The sequence below is a fragment of the Streptococcus sp. CL9.43 genome (assembly GCF_049737935.1).
Lineage (GTDB): Bacteria > Bacillota > Bacilli > Lactobacillales > Streptococcaceae > Streptococcus > Streptococcus infantis_I.
Genome location: NZ_JBKOTS010000006.1, coordinates 20,888 through 42,682, shown reverse-complemented (window position 1 = coordinate 42,682; position 21,795 = coordinate 20,888). Strand labels below are relative to the sequence as shown.

General features: G+C 39.2%; 21 protein-coding genes. 18 read left to right on the top strand and 3 right to left on the bottom strand.

Annotated elements, in window-relative coordinates:
• The first annotated feature begins 179 nt into the window (after nt 1–179).
• The 13 genes from ACLNCS_RS08315 (at nt 180) to ACLNCS_RS08255 (ending at nt 14,421) form a co-directional block, all read left to right on the top strand.
• The gene (locus ACLNCS_RS08315; RefSeq protein WP_424848235.1) at nt 180–1,454 is read left to right on the top strand and encodes a glycosyltransferase; all 1,275 of its coding nucleotides are present in this window, start codon (nt 180–182) and stop codon (nt 1,452–1,454) included.
• Complete coding sequence (locus ACLNCS_RS08310; RefSeq protein ID WP_004254079.1) at nt 1,451–2,431, top strand: NAD-dependent epimerase/dehydratase family protein; 981 nt, start codon at nt 1,451–1,453, stop codon at nt 2,429–2,431. Before ACLNCS_RS08315 ends, ACLNCS_RS08310 begins: the two co-directional genes overlap by 4 nt.
• Nucleotides 2,406–3,221 (top strand): MBL fold metallo-hydrolase, encoded by an 816-nt coding sequence (locus ACLNCS_RS08305; protein WP_004254076.1) that lies wholly within the window; start codon nt 2,406–2,408, stop codon nt 3,219–3,221. The genes ACLNCS_RS08310 and ACLNCS_RS08305 overlap by 26 nt, the downstream gene beginning before the upstream one ends.
• Nucleotides 3,199–4,461 carry a F390 synthetase-related protein gene (locus ACLNCS_RS08300; RefSeq protein ID WP_004254074.1) on the top strand — a complete coding sequence of 421 codons (1,263 nt, stop codon included), beginning with the start codon at nt 3,199–3,201 and terminating at the stop codon, nt 4,459–4,461. Before ACLNCS_RS08305 ends, ACLNCS_RS08300 begins: the two co-directional genes overlap by 23 nt.
• Before the next feature lie 14 nt (nt 4,462–4,475).
• A complete protein-coding gene (locus ACLNCS_RS08295; RefSeq protein WP_004254070.1) occupies nt 4,476–5,420 on the top strand; it encodes a 3-oxoacyl-[acyl-carrier-protein] synthase III C-terminal domain-containing protein in 945 nt (314 codons plus the stop codon).
• Nucleotides 5,421–5,591: 171 nt separating this feature from the next.
• A complete protein-coding gene (gene cls / locus ACLNCS_RS08290) occupies nt 5,592–7,124 on the top strand; it encodes a cardiolipin synthase (RefSeq protein WP_070678285.1) in 1,533 nt (510 codons plus the stop codon).
• 442 nt (nt 7,125–7,566) lie between these two features.
• Complete coding sequence (locus ACLNCS_RS08285; RefSeq protein WP_004254065.1) at nt 7,567–7,857, top strand: thiamine-binding protein; 291 nt, start codon at nt 7,567–7,569, stop codon at nt 7,855–7,857.
• Nucleotides 7,820–8,578, top strand: coding sequence for an ABC transporter permease (locus ACLNCS_RS08280; RefSeq protein ID WP_074324961.1), 759 nt, complete (start codon nt 7,820–7,822; stop codon nt 8,576–8,578). The genes ACLNCS_RS08285 and ACLNCS_RS08280 overlap by 38 nt, the downstream gene beginning before the upstream one ends.
• A 36-nt stretch (nt 8,579–8,614) precedes the next feature.
• On the top strand, nt 8,615–9,622 hold the full coding sequence (locus ACLNCS_RS08275; RefSeq protein WP_070678279.1) for an ABC transporter substrate-binding protein: 1,008 nt from the start codon (nt 8,615–8,617) through the stop codon (nt 9,620–9,622).
• On the top strand, nt 9,622–10,350 hold the full coding sequence (locus ACLNCS_RS08270; protein ID WP_004254058.1) for an ABC transporter ATP-binding protein: 729 nt from the start codon (nt 9,622–9,624) through the stop codon (nt 10,348–10,350). Before ACLNCS_RS08275 ends, ACLNCS_RS08270 begins: the two co-directional genes overlap by 1 nt.
• Before the next feature lie 326 nt (nt 10,351–10,676).
• Entirely contained in the window at nt 10,677–11,135 is a 459-nt protein-coding gene (locus ACLNCS_RS08265; protein ID WP_004254054.1) for a CtsR family transcriptional regulator, read from the top strand.
• A 6-nt stretch (nt 11,136–11,141) separates the two neighbouring features.
• A complete protein-coding gene (locus ACLNCS_RS08260) occupies nt 11,142–13,574 on the top strand; it encodes an ATP-dependent Clp protease ATP-binding subunit (RefSeq protein WP_070678276.1) in 2,433 nt (810 codons plus the stop codon).
• Between the two features lie 73 nt (nt 13,575–13,647).
• Entirely contained in the window at nt 13,648–14,421 is a 774-nt protein-coding gene (locus ACLNCS_RS08255; RefSeq protein WP_004254048.1) for an NUDIX domain-containing protein, read from the top strand.
• Between the two features lie 36 nt (nt 14,422–14,457).
• Here the strand turns inward: ACLNCS_RS08255 and ACLNCS_RS08250 are convergent, their stop codons facing one another.
• A complete protein-coding gene (locus ACLNCS_RS08250) occupies nt 14,458–14,688 on the bottom strand; it encodes a hypothetical protein (RefSeq protein WP_004254045.1) in 231 nt (76 codons plus the stop codon).
• A gap of 276 nt (nt 14,689–14,964) precedes the next feature.
• Here ACLNCS_RS08250 and ACLNCS_RS08245 point away from each other — a divergent pair, with 276 nt between their 5' ends.
• Nucleotides 14,965–15,657 carry a hypothetical protein gene (locus tag ACLNCS_RS08245; RefSeq protein ID WP_004254042.1) on the top strand — a complete coding sequence of 231 codons (693 nt, stop codon included), beginning with the start codon at nt 14,965–14,967 and terminating at the stop codon, nt 15,655–15,657.
• 212 nt (nt 15,658–15,869) lie between these two features.
• The gene (locus ACLNCS_RS08240; RefSeq protein ID WP_004254040.1) at nt 15,870–16,556 is read left to right on the top strand and encodes a DUF1275 family protein; all 687 of its coding nucleotides are present in this window, start codon (nt 15,870–15,872) and stop codon (nt 16,554–16,556) included.
• A gap of 51 nt (nt 16,557–16,607) precedes the next feature.
• Here ACLNCS_RS08240 and dusB read toward each other — a convergent pair whose 3' ends face one another.
• Together dusB and hslO are read right to left on the bottom strand one after the other, a co-directional pair.
• Nucleotides 16,608–17,588 carry a tRNA dihydrouridine synthase DusB gene (gene dusB, locus ACLNCS_RS08235; protein ID WP_025170587.1) on the bottom strand — a complete coding sequence of 327 codons (981 nt, stop codon included), beginning with the start codon at nt 17,586–17,588 and terminating at the stop codon, nt 16,608–16,610.
• The gene (hslO, locus tag ACLNCS_RS08230) at nt 17,575–18,447 is read right to left on the bottom strand and encodes an Hsp33 family molecular chaperone HslO (protein ID WP_004254034.1); all 873 of its coding nucleotides are present in this window, start codon (nt 18,445–18,447) and stop codon (nt 17,575–17,577) included. Before hslO ends, dusB begins: the two co-directional genes overlap by 14 nt.
• Before the next feature lie 391 nt (nt 18,448–18,838).
• Between hslO and dltB the strand changes: the two genes are divergently transcribed.
• The 3 genes from dltB (at nt 18,839) to ACLNCS_RS08215 (ending at nt 21,784) form a co-directional block, all read left to right on the top strand.
• Nucleotides 18,839–19,993, top strand: coding sequence for a D-alanyl-lipoteichoic acid biosynthesis protein DltB (gene dltB, locus ACLNCS_RS08225; protein ID WP_004254024.1), 1,155 nt, complete (start codon nt 18,839–18,841; stop codon nt 19,991–19,993).
• A gap of 36 nt (nt 19,994–20,029) precedes the next feature.
• Nucleotides 20,030–21,202 (top strand): D-alanyl-lipoteichoic acid biosynthesis protein DltD, encoded by a 1,173-nt coding sequence (gene dltD / locus ACLNCS_RS08220; RefSeq protein ID WP_004254022.1) that lies wholly within the window; start codon nt 20,030–20,032, stop codon nt 21,200–21,202.
• Nucleotides 21,203–21,652: 450 nt separating this feature from the next.
• A complete protein-coding gene (locus ACLNCS_RS08215) occupies nt 21,653–21,784 on the top strand; it encodes a teichoic acid D-Ala incorporation-associated protein DltX (protein ID WP_004254020.1) in 132 nt (43 codons plus the stop codon).
• Nucleotides 21,785–21,795 lie beyond the last annotated feature (11 nt).

Below are 21,795 nucleotides of genomic sequence, written 5' to 3'. Positions count from 1 at the left end.
GTCAATACTTAAATTGAGGCAATTGCCTTTTTTTTATATTTGATTTTGATTGTTATTATCTGTAAATTTACATTTAGTTTTCTTAAATGTTTCGTTACATTTTCATGTCCAAACTAATAAATGTGTAAAGAATTATCTTATCGATAGTTCTTTTTTTTAAAATTTGATATCCTAGACATATGAAAAGAATCAAAATTGATGTTGTAGTTGTTCCTTTAAGTGGACATTTGTACCCAACAATGAATTTACTCATCCCCTTACTTAATAACCCTCGATATGATATTCGCTTATTCACTGGTCCTCAAAAAAAGGCCGTTGCTGAATCTGCAGGTTTTCATGTAGTTCCAATATTAGAAAATCACATTGAGGATTTTGAACGTGCAGCTAATAATGATAAGCAATTAGGGATATTATCAGCTTATCAACAACTTTCTTCTAGTATTGATTTAATTAATGTAGTTTCAGATCAATTATTGGAAGAGTGGCAAAAGAATCGCCCTGATATCGTCATTGCTGATTTTATAACCTTGTCTGGAGGTTTAGTAGCTAATCAACTTGGAATTCCTTGGATCACTACCATGGCTACACAATTTGTTTTAGAGACTACTGACGGCCCGCCTTGTCTAATTGGTGGTATGGGGAGTCCTAAGAATGGTTGGCAAGTTTCAGTACGATTTTTAGGTAGAAAAGCAACTCGTTTAGTGAAACGAATTGTATCTTTTCTGCTTCGTGATCGCTTAAAAAGATATCATTTTAAATTGTATAATCAACTCGGTCATGAGACCATTTATTCTCCATATTCAATTCTTGGTATTGGTATGAAAGAAGTAGAATTAAAAAAGGGATTTCCAAAACACTACAAGTGGATTGGTCCTTCTGGTGCTTCAGTTGAGACAGGAGAGGATTATCCTTTAGATTTATCAACATTTTCTAATCAAAAGAAAGTCTTAGTGACTTGTGGTACACAACTTGCTTGGGCTAAAGAAAACCTTATCTATCAAGCTAAGCAACTTGCAAAAGCTCATCCAGACTGTCATTTTTTTGTGACACGTGGTGTGGGTGGAGAAGCCTTCCAATGTGAAAATCTCATGGAGAACCTTTCCGTAGTTTCTTATCTACCTTATAAGGAGTACATTCCCCAGATGGATTATGTGATTCATCATGGGGGAGCTGGGATTTTTTATCAATGCATTATTTATGGTAAACCAGCTTTGATATTACCTCATGATTATGATCAATTTGATTATGCCGTTCGTGGGGTTGAAGCCGGTGTTGCTTTCTCAGCTAAAAGAGATAATAGCAAGGCCATTGGACAAGCCTTTGAGGAGCTGTTAGCTAAAGAAAATTGGCCAGAATTAGAGACTTTACGCCAAGCAACACAGTATTATCATCCGACGGAAATCTTAGAGAGCGAAATCCATCGTCTGCTAGAAGATAAGGAGAAGGAAAAATGAAAACAGTTTTAGTAACTGGAGCGACAGGTTTCCTGGGTAAATATGTTGTAGATGAATTAGTCCAGCATGGCTATCAGGTTCGAGCTTTTGGTAGAAACAGTAAGGTTGGTCGCTCTTTAGAGAATTCTTCGATTAGTTTTTTTCAGGGTGATTTGACCAAAGCTGATGATGTGCTAGAGGCTTGCAAGGGGATGGATCTGGTCGTTCATGCGGGAGCTCTATCAACCGTTTGGGGTCCGTGGGAAGATTTTTATCTGGCTAATGTATTAGGGACAAAGTATGTTCTCGAAGCTTGTCGACAAGCTGGTATTCAACGTTTAGTCTATGTATCCTCACCAAGCATCTATGCTGCTCCTAGAGATCAACTAGGGATTAAAGAAAGTGATGCTCCAGAGGAAAATAATCTCAATAACTATATCCGTAGCAAATTAGCTTCGGAGAAACTCTTTAAAGATTATCCAGATGTTCCTAGCATCATCTTAAGACCTCGGGGCCTGTTTGGGATTGGGGACACTAGCATCTTGCCACGGGTTATCAATCTGAGTCAAAAACTTGGAATTCCTTTGATTGGGGATGGGCGTCAGCTCATGGACATGACTTGTGTGGAAAATGTTGCTCTGGCTATCCGTTTGGCCATAGAAGCTCCAGAAGCTAAAGGTGAGGTTTATAACATTACTAATGGTGAACCGAGGGCTTTTAGAGATTTACTAGAGGAAAGTTTGACAGGTCTGGGTTATCCAATCAAATATAGAAAAATTCCAGCATCTCTCTTATCAGGAATTGCAAGTAGTTTAGAATTTATATACAAGACCTTGAACCTTAAAGGGGAGCCACCTCTAACTCGATATACCTATTATCTGCTTCGCTATAGTCAGACTCTTGATATTAGTAAGGCTGAGAAGGACTTAGGTTATCATCCGAAAATTAGGATTTCAGAAGGGATTGAACAATATGTCCAAGATTATCGAAAGCATTGAGTATTTCCCAGCCGGATATTGTACGAGTTATGCCGGTTTGCTTTTTAAGGGTGTCAAGAATAGAAAGATGACTTTCCCCGCAGGAGTGTTCCTTATCAAGCACAGGGATAAGGGCTATCTGCTCTATGATACTGGCTATCACTATGATATTAAGAGGCAACTTCGTTATGGCTTGTATCGTCTAGGAACGCCTGTTCAAATGACGGAGAAAGATCAGATTTCGCACTTGCTGAAAGCTAAAGAGATCAAACTAGAAGAAATCAACTATGTCTTGCTGTCTCATCTACATCCAGATCATTTAGGAGGGGCTAGCTTCTTTCCGAATGCAAACTTTATCCTGACCCAGGAAGTCTATGATGTATACAAGAAACCAAAATTAAAAGATTTAATTTTTAAAGAATTTTTACCGAGTGACTTCGAGGAAAGATTGACAGTCATCAAGGCAAATCAGCAAAATGCTAACTTTAAGTATCGCCCTACCTATGATTTGTTTGGAGATGGTAGTATCTTAGTTGCTTCTATTGATGGGCATGCTAAGGGGCAAGCTTGTCTCTTTATTCCAGATTATCATCTCTTTATCGCAGCAGATCTTTGTTGGGGAATTGACCTTTTACCCTACACCAAACAGATGCATCTGATTCCTTCCTTGGTGCAAGATAGTAAGGATGACTATATCAAGGGAACAGAGCTCTTGGAAGAGGTTTTAAAGGATGGGATAGAAGTGCTGGTTAGCCATGACCCTGTAGAAAGGATTGAGCGGATCTTGTATGAAAAAAATAACCTTTCTTAAAACTTTTATCCAAACTCGTTGGCTTCATAATTTTAAGTCTCGAGAAGCATTAGAAAACTATCAGAAAAAGCAACTGGTTAGCTATATGGACTTTCTCAAGCGTGAGTCACCTTATTTTAAAAATGGTGTACCTAACGACTTTGATCATATGGACAAGGCTTTTATGATGACGCATTTCAATGAGCTCAATACTCAAGGTGTGGATCGAGACGAGGCCTTGGCTTTGGCTATCGAAAGTGAAAAGACCAGGAATTTTACAGAACTCAAAGGAGAAATAGCTGTTGGGTTGTCTTCTGGGACATCTGGACACCGGGGACTCTTTATCACAACCGAAAAAGAGCGCAGTATGTGGGCAGCAGCTATCTTGGCAAAAATGTTGCCCAAAGGTCACCTTTTTGGGCAACGCATAGCCTTTTTCCTCAGAGCGGATAATGAATTGTATCAGACTATCAATACGGCACTTATTCGTTTAGAGTACTTTGATATTTTCAAGAATACAGATGAGCACATAGAGCGTCTCAATAGTTATCAACCGACCATTGTGGTAGCGCCTGCTTCTATGTTGATTGAATTGAGCAAGCGTCTAAAAGATGGGGAGTTGGTCATACACCCACAAAAAATCGTTTCGGTGGCTGAAATCTTGGAAGATAGTGATAAAGAGCGAATTTTGAGCGCTTTTGAGTTGCCGATTATTGACCAAGTCTACCAGGCAACCGAAGGTTTCCTAGCTTGCACTTGCTCTGCTGGGAATCTTCATCTCAATGAAGACATCATTTTTGTGGAAAAACACTACTTGGATGACCGACGTTTTTATCCGGTGATTACGGACTTTAAACGAATCAGTCAGCCTGTTTATCGCTACCAGCTCAACGATATCTTGGTTGAGAATCCTGAACCTTGTCCATGTGGATCTCATTGCACAAGGATTGACAAGGTCGAAGGGCGTTCTGACGACATCTTCTATTTTGATGGACAGGACGGAGATCAGGTAACGATTTATCCTGACTTTATCAGACGTTGCATTCTCTTTGTGGAGAATGTTGGAGATTATCAAGTCAAGCAACATTCTGAGAAGCTAGTGGAAGTTTGTCTGAGTCGAAGAGATGAGCAGGTTGAAACAGCGATTACAGAGCAGTTTCGACTTTTGGCGCAACAAAAAGAGTTTAAAGAACCTGAAATACAATTTTCAGATTATCACTGGGATACAAGTCGTAAGCTCAAACGTATCCAACGTTTATGAAAGGACAAAAAATTATGACAGAAGTAAAAAGACATGTAGAAATTGTAGGATATGGAGTCTGCCTCCCAAAAAATACGGTGCAATTTAAAGACCAGACCCGTCATCGTGTGGTTGAAAATGAAGAAACGCAACTAGATTTGGCAGAAGCAGCTATCCAAGCTGCACTTGAAAATGCAAATTTGAGTATGAAAGACATTGATTGCCTGGTATCAGCTAGTGCGGTTGGTGTTCAGCCGATTCCTTGTACGGCAGCTTTGATACATGAACGTGTGGCAAAAGGGCTCTCTATCCCAGCTATGGATATCAATACGACTTGTACAAGTTTTATCTCTGCTTTATCAACCATGTCACATTTGATTGAAGCTGGGGAATACCGTCGTGTTTTGATTGTATCCAGTGAAGTTGGTAGCTTGGGTCTCAATCCAAAGCAAAAAGAAAGTTATGAACTCTTTAGTGATGGGGCAGCAGCCTTTATTTTCCAATCAAGTGATAAGGATAAGGGAGTTATCGCTAGTCTTCAACGTACTTGGTCAGAGGGGGCTCACGATACAGAGATTCGTGGAGGCTTGACTTCTTATCAACCAAAAGAGTACTCTGAAGAGACCAAGACAAATTTTATGTTTGATATGAAAGGCAAGAAAATCCTCTTGCTTTCTGCTCGTGTCATTCCAGAAATGTTCCAAGAATTCCAAGAGAAATCAGGCATTTCTAAAGATGCTGTAGACTATATTATTCCCCACCAAGCTAGTCGCGCTCTTCCTTTGGTCATGGGAAAACTGGGTGTAGACGAAGACAAGTACCTTAATCTCGTTACGGATTATGGAAATATGGTCTCCGTTGCTGTACCTTTTGGTTTGGCTTATGCACTCGATCATGGCTATGTAAAAGAAGGAGATACCATCTTCTTGATGGGAACTGCAGCTGGTATGACGGTCAATATGTTGGCTTTGAAATTGTAAAATAATAGCAGGCACATATAAGTGGCCTGCTTTTTAAATTAATTTTAAACATAGAACTATCGGCCTATACAGAAAAAGCTTGATAACTTTTACGAAACTAAGTATACTAGAAGGTAACAAGCGTTTTCAGACAGTATATTAGGGAGTATACTTAGAAATTGAGAGGGAGATATGGGAATAAGAAAATTTCGCTTATTAATGTCCAAGTATGGCTTTAGTATTGCGATTATCCTGATAGAATTATTTCTTGTTTTCGGAATTATTCTTTACATGAGCCAGATTGCTCCGATTATTTGGGTGACTCTTGTATTTTTGATTAGCGTAGCAACCGTTATAGCGATTGTCAATCGTTCGATGTCACCTGAAAGCAAAGTGACTTGGTTGATTGTGACCTTTGTACCGGTGTTTGGTCCACTGCTTTATCTCATGTTCGGTGAGAGAAGACTATCAAAAAAAGAACTGAAACAACTCCAGGAATTGAATTCTATTGCATTTCATGAGAATAATGGGCGGCAACTCCATTTACAACTACAGGAGACAGACAAACCAGCTTACGGAATTATCAATGCCTTGCTACATATGGATAGTAATGCAGAAGTCTATGACCAGACAGATTCACAATTTTTCGCAGATGGAGAAGAAATGTGGAAGCAGATGCTGGAGGATCTTAAAAGAGCAGAAAAATTTATTTTTCTAGAATACTACATTGTCGACGAAGGTTTGATGTGGGATAGCATACTTGAAATTCTGGAAGAAAAAGCAGCTCAGGGAGTCGAAATCAAGATGCTCTATGACGACATCGGTTGTATGGTGACTTTGCCTGGGGATTATACTGTTCATTTGCGTTCTAAAGGGATTGATGCTCATAAATTTAATAAGGTGATTCCTCGTATGACAGTGGCCTATAATAACCGTGACCACCGGAAAATATTAGTGATTGATGGACAAATTTCCTATACTGGAGGAATCAATCTTGCAGACGAATATATCAATCATATTGAACGTTTTGGACACTGGAAAGATAGTGGGATTCGGATTGATGGTCCGGCGACTCAAGCATTTACCAGACTATTTCTCATGAACTGGTACATCAACCGTGGGGAGATTAGTGACTTTGATCAGTATCATTTGGAAAATCAGACACGATTTGGTAGCGGTCTTTGTATCCCATACGGCAGTGGACCTAAGCCAATCTATAAAACTAAGGTAGGGAAGATTGTTTATCAAAATCTGATTAACCAAGCAGAAGATTTTGTTTATATCACAACGCCTTATCTCATTATCGATTATGATTTGACAGAGGATATAAAAAATGCGGCTATGCGAGGCGTAGATGTGAGAATAGTTACTCCCTTTGTACCAGACAAGAAGCTCATTCAACTGATAACACGGGGAGCTTATCCAGATCTTTTATCTGCGGGTGTTCGCATTTTTGAATACACACCTGGCTTTATCCATAGTAAGCAAATGATTGTTGATGATCGATTTGCGGCTGTCGGCACTATTAACTTGGATTATCGTAGCTTGGTTCATCACTATGAAAATGCAGTACTACTCTACAAAACAGAGTCAATAGCGGATATTCGCAAAGATTTTGAAGGAATTTTTGAACAATCTCAAGAAATCTTCTCGGATACCATAAATCCTACATGGTATCAAATGATGATTAAAGAAGTAACACAGTTATTTGCACCTATGCTTTAATTGAAAGAATTAACTGAGAATAGATGATTAGAGGAGAGGTTGGGACAAAAGTCCTAGCCTCTCAATTTTCTTTGGATTGTCGAGCAAGACGCAGTGGTTGAGTGGGCTTTACTACGCTGATTTCATCAGCTTTTACAGCCCTACTCAACTGTGCGGAGGTGGGACGACGAAATCGAATTCTAACGAATTACCGATTTCTGTCCCACTCTCTTTTTCTGTAAGCAGTTTCCTTGACATCTTATTTATTTTTCGTTATCATATGTCCATATAATATATGGGAGTCTGTGTACAGTCTGAGAGGAAGTGTTAAACTTCGACCGCACCTGATCTGGGTAATGCCAGCGTAGGGAACGATACTTGGCCTAATTTTGCACCTTTTTCATATATGGAAGAGGTTTTTCTTTTTTTACAAAGAAAAACTGTAACTTAGAAGGAGGTTTTAATGAAAGCAAGCATTGCTTTACAAGTCCTGCCCCTGTCACAAGGGATTGACCGCATAGCTGTAATTGATCAGGTCATTGCTTATCTGCAAACTCAAGGAGTGGCCATGGTGGTGACACCCTTTGAAACGGTTTTGGAGGGGGAGTTTGATGAGCTTATGCGCATTCTCAAAGAAGCGCTAGAAGTGGCAGGTCAGGGAGCAGACAATGTTTTTGCCAATGTGAAAATAAATATAGGAGAGATTTTAAGCATCGATGAGAAACTTGAAAAGTATAATGAGACGGCATATTAGTCTGCTAGGATTTTTGGGTGTCTTATCCGCTTGGCAGGTGGCGGGACTCTTAAAACTCTTACCAAAGTTTATCCTGCCGACACCACTTGAGATTCTCCAGTCTTTTGTTCGTGACAGAGAATTTCTCTGGTACCATAGTTGGGCAACCTTGAGAGTAGCCTTATTAGGTTTGGCCTTGGGTGTCTTGATAGCCTGTATCATGGCCGTCCTTATGGATAGTCTGAGTTGGCTCAATGACTTGATTTACCCCATGATGGTAGTTGTCCAGACCATACCGACCATTGCCATGGCCCCTATCCTAGTGTTATGGTTGGGTTATGGAATCTTGCCCAAGATTGTCTTGATTATCTTGACGACAACTTTTCCTATTATCGTCAGTATTTTAGATGGTTTTAGGCATTGTGACAAGGATATGCTGACCTTGTTTAGTCTGATGCGAGCCAATCCTTGGCAAATCCTGTGGCATTTTAAAATCCCTGTCAGCCTGCCTTACTTTTATGCAGGACTTAGGGTCAGTGTCTCCTACGCCTTTATCACAACAGTGGTATCTGAGTGGTTGGGAGGCTTTGAAGGACTAGGTGTCTACATGATTCAGTCCAAAAAACTGTTTCAGTATGATACTATGTTTGCGATTATTATTCTGGTATCGCTGATCAGTCTTCTGGGTATGAAGCTAGTCGATATCAGTGAAAAATATGTGATTAAATGGAAACGTGCTTAAAAGAAGCGTTTTAGAAAAAGAAAAGAGGAATTAAAAATGAAGAAAACATGGAAAGTGTTTTTAACGGTTGTAACAGCTCTTCTAGCTGTCGTGCTTGTGGCTTGTGGCCAAGGAACAGCTTCTAAGGATAACAAAGAAGCAGAACTCAAAAAAATTGACTTTATCCTAGACTGGACACCAAATACCAATCATACAGGGCTTTATGTTGCCAAGGAAAAAGGTTATTTCAAAGAAGCTGGAGTGGATGTTGATTTGAAATTGCCACCAGAAGAAAGTTCATCTGACTTGGTTATCAATGGCAAGGCGCCATTTGCTATCTATTTCCAAGATTACATGGCTAAGAAATTGGAAAAAGGAGCAGGCATTACTGCCGTTGCAGCGATCGTTGAGCACAATACATCAGGGATCATCTCTCGTAAATCTGATAATGTAACTAGTCCTAAAGACTTGGTAGGGAAGAAATACGGAACCTGGAATGACCCAACTGAACTTGCGATGTTGAAAACCTTGGTAGAATCTCAAGGTGGAGACTTTGAGAAGGTTGAAAAAGTACCAAACAACGACTCGAACTCGATCACACCGATTGCCAATGGAGTTTTTGACTCTGCTTGGATTTATTATGGTTGGGATGGAATCCTTGCTAAATCGCAAGGTGTGGATGCCAACTTCATGTATTTGAAAGACTATGTAAAAGAGTTTGACTACTACTCACCAGTCATCATTGCAAACAACGACTATCTAAAAGACAACAAAGAAGAAGCTCGTAAAGTCATCCAAGCTATCAAAAAAGGTTACCAATACGCGATGGATCACCCAGAAGAAGCGGCTGATATCTTGATCAAGAATGCCCCTGAGTTAAAGGATAAACGTGACTTTGTCATCGAATCTCAGAAATACTTGTCAAAAGAATATGCAAGCGACAAGGAAAAATGGGGGCAATTTGATGCGGACCGCTGGAATGCCTTCTACAAATGGGATAAAGAAAATGGTATCCTCAAGGAAGACTTGACTGATAAAGGATTCACTAACGAATTTGTAAAATAATGACAGAAATTAGACTTGAACACGTAAGCTATGCCTACGACAATGAAAAGATTTTAGAGGACATTAACCTACAAGTGGTTTCAGGTGAAGTGGTCTCCATCTTGGGACCCAGTGGTGTTGGAAAGACCACCCTCTTTAACCTGATTGCAGGGATTTTAGAAGTCCAGTCAGGTAGAATTGTGCTTGACGGGGAGGAAAATCCCAAGGGGCGTGTGAGTTATATGCTCCAAAAGGATTTGCTCTTGGAACACAAGACTGTCCTTGGCAATATCATTTTGCCCCTCTTGATCCAAAAGGTGGACAAGGCAGAAGCCATTGCCAAAGCAGATGAAATTCTTGCTACCTTTCAGTTGACGGCTGTAAGGGATAAGTACCCTCATGAACTCAGTGGTGGGATGCGCCAGCGTGTTGCTTTACTCCGTACCTACCTTTTCGGGCACAAGCTCTTTCTTCTAGACGAGGCCTTTAGCGCTTTGGATGAGATGACTAAGATGGAACTTCATGCCTGGTATCTTGATATTCATAAACAGCTAGGGTTAACGACCTTAATCATCACCCATAGCATAGAGGAAGCCCTCAATCTCAGTGATCGCATCTATATCTTGAAAAATCGCCCTGGTCAGATTGTTTCTGAAGTCAAACTTAATTGGTCTGAAACTGAAGACAAGGACGTTCAAAAAATTGCCTATAAACGCCAGATATTAGAAGAATTGGGCTTGGAACTATAGCTAAAAAACTGTGAAAAACTCACACTACAAAAAAACTTCGGTACATCATTAATGATACCGAAGTTTTATTTTTATAGATTTTACGAAATATTTCTTAGATTTGATGATAAATAACATACTTTCAAAGGATTTGAAAGCTAGTTGTAATTTTTTTATTATAACATAAATGTTGAAATGTAGAATAGAAAATAAAGTATAGTTTGCTAACGGTAGCTATTTTTAAAACTCAGTATTTTCAAGGATTGAGCCCTAAAAGTTTGACTTATAGAGTTGTAAATGATAGTATAGTCAAAGATAGTCAAAGTTTAAGAAGGAGGTAGCAAGCTATGAAATTTAAAAATACATCAGACCATATCGAAGCCTATATCAAGGCGATTTTAGAACAATCTGGTATCGTAGAATTGCAACGAAGTCAGCTAGCGGATACCTTTCAAGTCGTACCTAGCCAGATCAACTATGTGATTAAGACTCGTTTTACAGAGAGTAGAGGATATCTAGTTGAGAGTAAGCGTGGTGGTGGAGGCTATATTCGTATTGGTCGAATCGAATTCTCTAACCATCATGATATGCTCCGCGATTTGTTGTATTCAGTGAGTGATGAGGTGAACCAAGTCATCTTTGAAGATGTCTTAAGACTCTTAGTCGAACAAGAACTCATGACCCGCCAAGAAATGAATCTATTATTAGCTATGGGGACAGACCGAATTCTAGGTGAGGAAGCTAATTATATTCGTGCCAATATGCTTCGTCAGTTGTTGCATGAAGTAGATAGAAAAGGAAAATAAGACGACATGAAATATTCAAAAGCATTGAGAGAATGCATCGATAGTGCCTTTCTGGTAGCGAGTCGCTTTGATGCAGATTACCTAGAGTCTTGGCATTTGCTGATTGCCATGGCCAATCATAGCTACAGTGTTGCTGGAGCAACTTTAAATGAATTCCCGTATGAGATTGATCGTTTAGAGGAAGTAGCTGTAGAATTAACAGAAGCAAACTTTAACCATAAGGAAGATTATAAGGAGCTCCCATTTTCCTATCGTTTGAACGTCTTGATGTTGGAGGCGGAACATGTTGCTTCGGTTGTACATGCCAAAGCATTGGGAACAGAGCATCTTCTCTACGCTATCTTACATGATGGCAATGCCCTAGCTACTCGCATTTTGGAAAAAGCAGGATTTTCTTATGAAGACCAGAAAGATCAAGTCAAGATTGCTGGGCTTCGTCGTAGTCTTGAAGCGCGTGCTGGTTGGACAAAGGAAGATTTGAAGGCTCTGCGTCAGCGTCACAGATCAGTAGCAGATAAGCAAAATTCTATGGCCAATATGATGGGTATGCCTCAAACTCCAAGTGGTGGTTTGGAAGATTACACTCATGACCTCACAGAGCAAGCTCGTTCAGGCAAATTGGAACCAGTTATTGGACGTGACCAAGAAATCTCTCGTATAATCCAAATCTTGAGTCGAAAAACAAAAAACAATCCAGTTCTAGTTGGAGATGCAGGTGTTGGTAAAACAGCTCTGGCACTTGGCCTTGCACAGCGAATTGCCAACGGAAATGTGCCTGATGAAATGGCTAAGATGCGTGTCTTAGAACTTGATTTGATGAATGTGGTTGCGGGAACCCGTTTCCGTGGAGACTTTGAAGAACGTATGAACAATATCATCAAAGATATCGAGGAAGACGGTAAGGTTATCCTCTTTATAGATGAGCTTCATACCATTATGGGATCAGGAAGTGGTATTGATTCGACCTTGGATGCGGCCAATATCCTGAAACCTGCCCTAGCGCGTGGAACTCTGAGAACTGTTGGGGCAACCACTCAGGAAGAATACCAAAAACACATCGAAAAAGACGCAGCCCTTTCTCGTCGCTTTGCAAAAGTGATGATTGAGGAACCAAGTGTGGCTGATAGTATGGCTATCTTGCGTGGCTTGAAAGCAACTTATGAGAAACACCACCATGTCCAAATTACAGATGATGCTGTCGAAACAGCTGTCAAAATGGCACATCGCTATTTGACTAGTCGTCACTTGCCAGACTCAGCGATTGATCTTTTGGATGAAGCGGCAGCAACTGTCCAAAATAAATCAAAGCACGCTAAAAAAGATGAGTCAGGTTTAACAGCAGCGGACAAGGCCTTGATGGATGGCAAATGGAAACAAGCAGCTCAGCTCATTGCAAAAGAACAGGAAGTTCCAGTCTATAAAGATCTAGTAAAAGAGTCTGATATTTTGACAACCTTGAGTCGCTTGTCAGGTATTCCAGTTCAAAAATTGACACAAACGGACGCCAAGAAATATCTCAATCTAGAAGCTGAACTGCATAAACGTGTTATCGGGCAGGAACAAGCGGTATCAAGTATCAGTCGTGCCATTCGCAGAAATCAATCAGGTATTCGTAATAACAAACGTCCAATTGGTTCCTTTATGTTCCTAGGACCAACAGGTGTTGGTAAGACAGAATTGGCCAAAGCCTTGGCAGAAGTTCTCTTTGATGACGAGTCAGCCCTCATTCGTTTTGACATGAGTGAATATATGGAGAAATTCGCAGCTAGTCGTCTCAATGGAGCTCCTCCAGGTTATGTAGGCTACGAAGAGGGCGGAGAGTTGACCGAGAAGGTTCGTAACAAACCGTACTCAGTCTTGCTCTTTGACGAGGTAGAAAAGGCCCACCCAGATATCTTTAATGTGCTCTTGCAGGTCTTGGATGATGGTGTCTTAACAGACAGTAAGGGTCGCAAGGTTGATTTCTCAAATACCATTATTATCATGACGTCAAACCTTGGTGCGACAGCTCTTCGTGATGACAAGACAGTCGGTTTTGGAGCTAAGGATATTCGTTTTGACCAAGAAAATATGGAAAAACGGATGTTCGAAGAGTTGAAAAAAGCTTATCGTCCAGAGTTTATCAACCGTATTGACGAAAAGGTGGTCTTCCACAGCTTGTCAAGTCAAGATATGCAGGAAGTGGTTAAGATTATGGTCAAACCATTGATTGCAAGTCTCGCAGAAAAAGGCATTGACTTGAAACTCCAAGCATCTGCCCTTAAGCTTCTAGCTCAGAAGGGATATGATCCAGAAATGGGAGCTCGCCCACTGCGCAGAACTCTGCAAACAGAAGTAGAAGACAAACTAGCAGAACTCCTTCTTACAGGTGAATTGAAAGAAGGTAAGACACTTAAAATTGGTGTCAAAGCTGGTCAATTGAAATTCGACATTGTATAAAACAAGAACTATTAATCTATAATTTGTAGATCCACCCTCTTTATTGCCATCAAAAGCAGAAAGGAAGTAGAAGATGATGAATCAGATAATTCCAACCGGGATGACAGAAAAAGAGTACTTTGAAGTTCACGCTAGTCAAGCTGAATTTTTAGACTGGTACCACAAGCAAGCACTCCCTCAGTATGAAAAACCAAGTGTGACTGTGGATATGGTAGCCTATTGCTTTGCAGAAGGGAAAATGAAACTCTTTCTGATTCGTCGGAAGGCACACCCTTTTCAAAATTGTTTAGCGCTAGTTGGTGGTTTTATGGATAAAGGGGAAGATGCTGCCCATGCTTGTCAACGTGAGGTAAAAGAAGAAATTAATCTTGAACTTCCACTAGAAAAGATTGAACAGTTAGTGACAGTATCTACTCCTGGTCGTGATCCCAGAGGTTGGACAGTTACCATTGCCCACTTGGTTTACCTACCTAGTCGAGCTCTTGACTTAGTCCAGGCAGGAGATGATGCAAAAGAAGTCGTTCTTGTAGATGTTGATTTTCACACAGGCAAGTGTTACTTGGATGGCAAAGAACTTGACGAGAAGGACTTTGCATTTGACCACTTATCCATTATTCAAACATCCATCAAGAAGATTCAAGAAGCTATCGACTATGACGCTCGTTTCCTTTATTTACTAGAGGATGAGTTCACAGTGGATGATGGGTTAGCCCTCATTGAGACTCTATGCCCAGGCAAATCATGTACGAGTGATAGTTTCTTATCGAAATATGGTCATAGCATAGAGGAAGTTGGATTTAAACGGATTCCTCAGAAGGAAGTTATCACTATTTATCGATTAAAATAAAAAAGTGAGGTCGGGATTTTCTCGACCTCTTTTTGTTTAAGGATGTTTATCTTTATTAGAATTGCTCATGATTCGAATGAATAAATCTTTGTATTTATATTTTAAATAATGTTCGTGTAAATACAATAAAGCCACGTAGACAATCATGAAAATGGCAGTTAGGTAGAACAAATCAAATGTTGTTTGAGCGTAATGAGTAGCACCCCCATAAGAAACGAAAGCAGCTAAAATCAACCAAGGAAGATACTTGTAATAGTTTCTTAACATAAGCCTACACCTCCAATATCTTATTTCAATTTTATTATAGCCCTTCAAGAAAAAAATGCAAGCGATTACACTTATAAAATATAGTATTTTTAGTAGGAAAAATTTCCTGTTTTTTAAATTTTTAACGAATAATAGAGATAGGAGGATTAAAAAAAAACAAATATAAATAAAAACCAAAACCATATATAAATAGTTGACAAACCCTAAAACAAATATTACAATAACATTACAGAAGTATTTCATAACATTTCAAAAAGATTACATGGGAGGCGCATCATGAAAACAAAACATTCAATTCGTTTACTAGCAGTAGCAGTATTGGCTTCAACTTTGCTTTTAGGAGCATGCGGAAATAAGAAAGAGAACACTGCAAGTGATAATTCTAGTAAGACAACACAAGCATCTTCTAGTTCTAAGGCGAGTTCTTCAAGTAAAGAGAACAAAACTCAGAAATCATCAAATTCAACTTCATCAGAAAAAGCTAAGTCATCATCTTCTGATCAGTCAACGACTACTGCTAATCAATCGCAAGCAACACCAGCACCAGAAACAAAACAAAATCAAGAACCTTCTGCTAAGCAAACCCCTTCTCAAGCCCCATCCAATCAACAAGGAACACAAGCAAACCCGAATCAGTCAGCTTATGATCCAGCAACTGATCGCAAACTTCAAGACAAGCAGGCAGAACACAACAAACGTTATAAAGGCGTCTTGACTATGGTGGACAAAGACTTTTCGGCTGCAGCTGGGAATTGGAAGGGGGCTAATGGTGAAACTATCACGGTCTCATCAGGTGGCCAGTTTACAGTGGAATCTGCTGATGGTAAGAAAGAAAACTACTCTATCCAAAGTTATTCTTATACCCTTGATGATGGAAAATACAATGCGGAAGTAGGTGGTGGAAAAGTCATTCAAATTACAACAGGAGCGGATGGTACGGTATCTAGTGTTGTCTTGATTCAACCATAGAATTTAGTACTGAAATAATTTGTTTAAAAATAGCTCAGTTGATGAATACTTACAGCATTCCCAGTTGATAAGACGTCATACATGAACTCCAGAGATGAGACTAACTTAGGAGTATATGTAATCATGTCTACTTGAACTGACCGTTTTTCACTTAGTTTCTTTCAGAGAAAGTGGTATAATGAAAAAATCAAAGGGAAACGAGTGATGAATCAATGCCAGATAAATTAATTTTACCTCAAAATACACGACTAATGGGAATATTTCTTGGCTTTATAGGTGGTTCTTTGGATGTGTTCTGTCACATCCAGTACCATAGTTTGGTGGCAACACAGACAGGGAACATTCTTCTACTGATATCAGATTGGCACGATTCACATGTTATCAATACAATGCTGCGATTCTGCTCCATTATTTTCTTTTCCCTAGGATTTGTTTTTGCCTTACACGTGAAGGAATATCGTAAAACAGCCTATTGGCGGGTTAAGATGCTACTTCCCTTATTTATCGGAACCCTTGTTCTTCCCTTCTTTTCCCGCTTTCCTCTATTAGAAGTCCCTTTTATTGCTTTTGGAACTGGAATGATGATGCTGACATATACGGGCAGTTTGATTGAAGATCATCCCTATGTCATTTTTATGACTTCTGGAAATTACCGAAAAATGCTGACTGCTTTGTATCGCGTCGTTAGAGGAGAAGGAGACGTTCAAGAATATCGCCGTCAAGCCTTAAACTATGGGATTGTTGTAGGGAGTTTCGTAGTAGGGGCAATTAGTTTGGCTATATCTATGCATTTTTTCCATGAATGGTCTATTTGGATTGTCAGCTTCAATTTGTTTTTGATTATGTCCTACTATATAGCTAGGGTGAAGCAATTAGATTTACAAGATGAAAATATATAAAAAGGCAAGGCTCGTTTTTGAGCTTTGCCTTTTTGTGAAGTAGATAGAAGGTTATGCGTTGTTTAGTTGCAAGAGTGCTTCAATCTCTGCAAGAGTGCTGGCTTGTGAAATGGCTCCACGGAGTTTAGCAGCACCAGATGTCCCACGGAGGTAGTGAGGGGCTAAGCCGCGGAATTCGCGAACGGCAATGTGCTCGCCCTTGAGATCAATCAAGCGTTTCAGATGCTCATAAGCAATCTTCATCTTGTCTTCGAAGGTTAAATCAGGCAGGATTTCTCCTGTTTCAAAGTAATGATTGATTTGATTGAAGAGGTAAGGGTTGCCCATAGCGGCACGGCCAATCATGACCGCGTCGGCACCGACTTCTTCGATACGTTGTTTCGCTTCTTGAACCGTACGGATGTCTCCATTTGCAATAAATGGAATCTTGGTCAGAGCTTGCGCAACCTTGTGAAGGGTCTCGAGGTCAGCGTGCCCCGTATACATTTGTTCCCGAGTCCGTCCATGCATGGCGAGGGCAGAGACACCTGCTGCTTCAGCTGCGAGGGCATTCTCCACTGCTAGAGAAGGGTCCGACCAACCTGTCCGCATTTTGACAGTGAGAGGGATATCAAGGACAGATTGGACCTTGTTGATGATAGAGTAAATCTTATCTGGGTCCTTGAGCCACATAGCCCCAGCTTCGTTTTTCACAATTTTGTTAACTGGACAGCCCATGTTGATATCCACGATATCTGTCTTTGTATTTTCTTGGATAAATTCAGCTGCGCGAGCTAGGCTATCTTCATCGCTACCAAAAAGTTGGATGGAAACAGGGTTTTCGCCCTCGTCGATATGAAGCATGTGTAAGGTTTTTTCGTTGTTGTATTGGATACCCTTATCAGAGACCATTTCCATAACAACGAGCCCTGCGCCAAGTTCTTTTGCGATAGTACGAAAGGCTGAGTTGGTTACGCCAGCCATAGGTGCGAGGACCGTCCGGTTTGGGATCTCGACGTTCCCAATCATAAATGGTGTATTAAGATTTGTCACGAATGAGTTCCTCCAAGTCGTTTTCATCAAAGTTATAAGTTGTTTGGCAGAATTGACAAGTGATTTCTGCCCCATGGTCTTCCTCTTTCATTTCCTCAAGGTCTGAACTTGGAAGGCTGGCAAGAGCATCCATAAAGCGTTCTTTGCTACAGTCACATTGGAAACGAATTTCTTCTTCGGACAGACGTTTGTAGGGCTCGTCACCATAGATAGCCTTGAGAAGGGCTTCGATATGGTCGTCACTTTCTAGAAGAGTTGAAATGGCTGGCATCTCTTGGATTCGTTTTTCAAAACGAGCGATTTCTTCCTCTTTGGCATTTGGCAATACTTGGAGCAAAAAGCCACCTGCAACTTCGACCTTGTCGTCTTTGTCTAAAAGAACATTGAGGCCAACTGCTGAAGGCGTTTGTTGACTTTCTGTAAGATAGAAAGCTAGGTCTTCACCGATTTCTCCAGAGATGAGAGGAGTCATGGAGTTGTAGGGATTTCCAGTGCCATAGTCTGTAATGACTAGAAATTGACCATTGCCGACAAAAGGTCCGACAAGGACTTCGCCAGTTGCAGTCTTTTTGATGTCAACACCTGGATTTTGCACATAACCTTTGACGTTGCCCTTGGTATCTGCAACTGTGATAATGGCACCGAGGGAGCTAGTCCCAAGAACCTTGACGGTTAGCTTGGTATTCCCTTTTTCATTGGCAGCGAGAATCTGACTGGCGATTAAAGTACGACCAAGCGCTACAGTTGAACTAGCTTGGGTTTGATGTTTTTCTTGAGCAGTACGGACCGTTTCCGTGCTATCTAGAACAAAAGCACGAAAAGAACCACTTTCTGATATTGTTTTAATAATTTTATCCATAGCTACTATTTTAGCATAAAAATGCTTAAAGGGGGAGTGGTGTGTTTGCTAGTTCTGAGGATTATTCTGGTATTTTTTATATTATGTTCCGATTGAAGGAGAAAATGAAAGGGGTAACGAATATATTTAGGAGACTTGATGGGAAAAGCTGAGTCAAGTTAATTATTTACTATTAGATTTTATTTATTTTGTAAATAATTTTGTCTCGTTATTGGGATTTTAGTGGTAAGAGTCATTTGTTTTTTTATTTTAGGAAATTGGATAATAGAAGTATATAGTTTTTAAATTATGATATAATGAATAAAGTTAATTATCCTTGATAATATGATAGGGACTAATCCTAAAATGACAAATCAGGAGATGAGAAAAAGAGAAAAGGAGTCCATTTGGTATGAATTATTTTGAGGGGAATGAGTTTTTCCTTCTATTACTTGTGGTTTTACTGATTGGCTTTGTTTTAAACTATTTTGGCAAGCGTAAGGATTATTATATTTTAAGTCTGTCAATTTTATTTGCAGGAGCCATCTATGGTAAGAGTAAATCCATGGTTGTTTATCTATTGGCTTTCATCATCTACCAATATGTCCTAGTTTTCATAGCACAAAGAATGGATTCAAAACAGTTAAAACCTCTAGTTATGTTATCCATTTTACCTTTAGTGGTCAATAAAGTCTTTGCAATAACCCAGCTACATTTGTTGGCTTTTATTGGGATTTCCTACATGTCCTTTAAGACCATTCAGATCATGCTAGAAATATCGGATGGTTTAATCAAAGAAAAAATCACTGTAAAAGATTATCTGCAGTTTCTACTCTTTTTCCCTACAGTTAGTTCTGGGCCAATCGATCGTAGCAGAAGATTTCTAAAAGAGATCAATGAAGTCATGCCTAGAAAAGACTACCTAGAGTTAGCAGGTGATGGTATTTATCGCATCGTTTTAGGTCTTCTCTACAAGGTTGTTTTATCAACCTATGTTTACCAGATACTACTTGCTCTAAGCAATACTGGTACAGTTGTCTACTCAATCAAATATATGTACCTGTATACTCTCTATCTGTTCTTTGACTTTGCGGGGTATAGTTTGATGGCTGTTGGAAGCAGCAATGTTTTGGGTATTCAGACACCGATGAATTTCAATAAACCTTTCTTGAGTATTGATATCAAGGATTTCTGGACTAGATGGCACATCACCTTGTCAACATGGTTGAGAGATTTCGTATTTTCAAGAGTTTTGATGCAGGTTATCAGAAAGAAGTGGTTTAAGAATAGATTACACAATGCAGCCTATGCCTATATGGTCAACATGTTGGTTATGGGATTTTGGCATGGAATTAGTGTCAGCTACATCGCTTATGGATTTTACCATGGAATCTTGATGTCTGGATTTGAAATTTATCAAAAGAAAAGCAATTTTTATAAGAAACATAAAAATAAAACTTGGTACAAGCTAATAAGTTGGTTTGTGACCATGAATTTAGTTATGGTTGGCTTCTTTATCTTTTCAGGTGAACCTTATAAGATAATTATGGCAATTCTAAGTAGATAAAGAGATTTGCTAAAACAAGGAGATTGGAAAAACAAGATGATTAAGTTAAAAGCATTTTTACTATCGCTTGTGCTCGTAATTGCGACTCTTGCTCTTTTAAATGTGACATATGTCAAGAAGATTGACGACTATTATAAAGTCAAGGACAATAGTATTCGCTACAGCACTTCTTATGAAAAGTATAAAAGTAGAGATATTCTAACAAATAATATCACTCCCAATACACTAGTTCTAATGGGTTCCTCAGAGTTAGTTGCGACGATAAATGAAGATTACCATCCCAATAAAATTTTTAACTACAATGATTTTAACATTATGCAGATAGGAACCAGTTACTCTCAAAATATCATTCAAGCTACGACCTTGAGCTCGATTGAGGGGGCTATGAGCAAGCGAAAAGTAGCCATCGTAGAGTCTGTTCAATGGTTCGAAAAGGATGGGACTCATCAAGACGCCTTCTTAAACAAGGCCTCTCAGGAACATATTTTTCACATGCTAGATAACGAGAAAATCAGTAAGGAAACGAAAGAAAAACTGATTAATCGCATTATTGAGATTACCAAAGGAAACAAACAACAAAATGATATCTATAAAAAGTATAAAAGCTATTTCATAGAAGGAAAAGGAACAATCATTGATAAAAAACTGTTGGAGTTTGACAATGCCGTTTATTCCTTTAAGCTTAAACGAAAATTCTATGAAAATCATGCCAAATCAGACTATCCTGCACTAGGGGATGAAACTCCGGATTATAATTGGGAGCAGATGACAGATCAGTTTGTAGAAGAAGTTAAAAAGAAAACAGATAACAATGATTATGCTGTGGATAATAACTACTACAATACCTACTTGAGAGACCGCTATGCTTCGTTGAAAGATTCTAACAAAGACTTGAGTTACATAGAGTCACCAGAGTATTCAGATATGGAACTCTTCTTGACAGTTGCTAAGGAATTGGGAATTGAAGTTGAAGTCATTATCTTTCCTGTAAATGGTAAATGGAATGATTACACAGGTGTTTCACGAGAAATGCGTGAAGAAACTTACAAAAAAATAGAAAATATTGCCAAAAACCACGGTGCTACGGTGTTAAACTATGGAAATAAAGAGTATGAAGATTACTTTTTATTCGACGTGATGCACGTTGGGGTGAAAGGATGGATGGAAGTTGAAAAAGAACTTTACAAATTTGCAAATGAAACTAACTGACACACATCGTTTACTATTGTGGACCTTGTTTTTCTACACAGTTATTTTAAGCATCGTAATCTACTGTTTTGTGACTGATTTTTCGAACATTCAAGATTTCATCTATAGTGAATTTTAAGATTACATATTATAAAAATCTCTAGATAAAGGGAATTCTACCGATAAAGTGAGACATAAGATAAGGCTCTATAATATTTATAGTGGGGAAGTCCTCTATAGGTAGTATAGAGCCTACTTTGTTGTAGCTCCCAATATAATCTATACTGGGAAACATTAAAGCTATCAGTAGAAGGTATCATATGGAACGATTTAATGATGTTGAAATGTAGTGGAAATGGACGGAAAACAATTGAAAAAATAGTTTATAAAGTGGTATAATAGCAGAAAATAAGTTAGTAAGAAATTGATTTTATTTTAGTTGAAAATTACAGGAATGAAAGGTTTTTCTTGATGAAACAGAGAAATGAACTCTATCTCTTTCTTGGTCGGACAGCCTTGTATTTTATCATTTTCTTGGGCCTGCTTTACTTTTTTAGTTATCTCGGTCAGGTTCAAGGTAGCTTTATCTATAATGAATTTTAACTTAAAGGAGA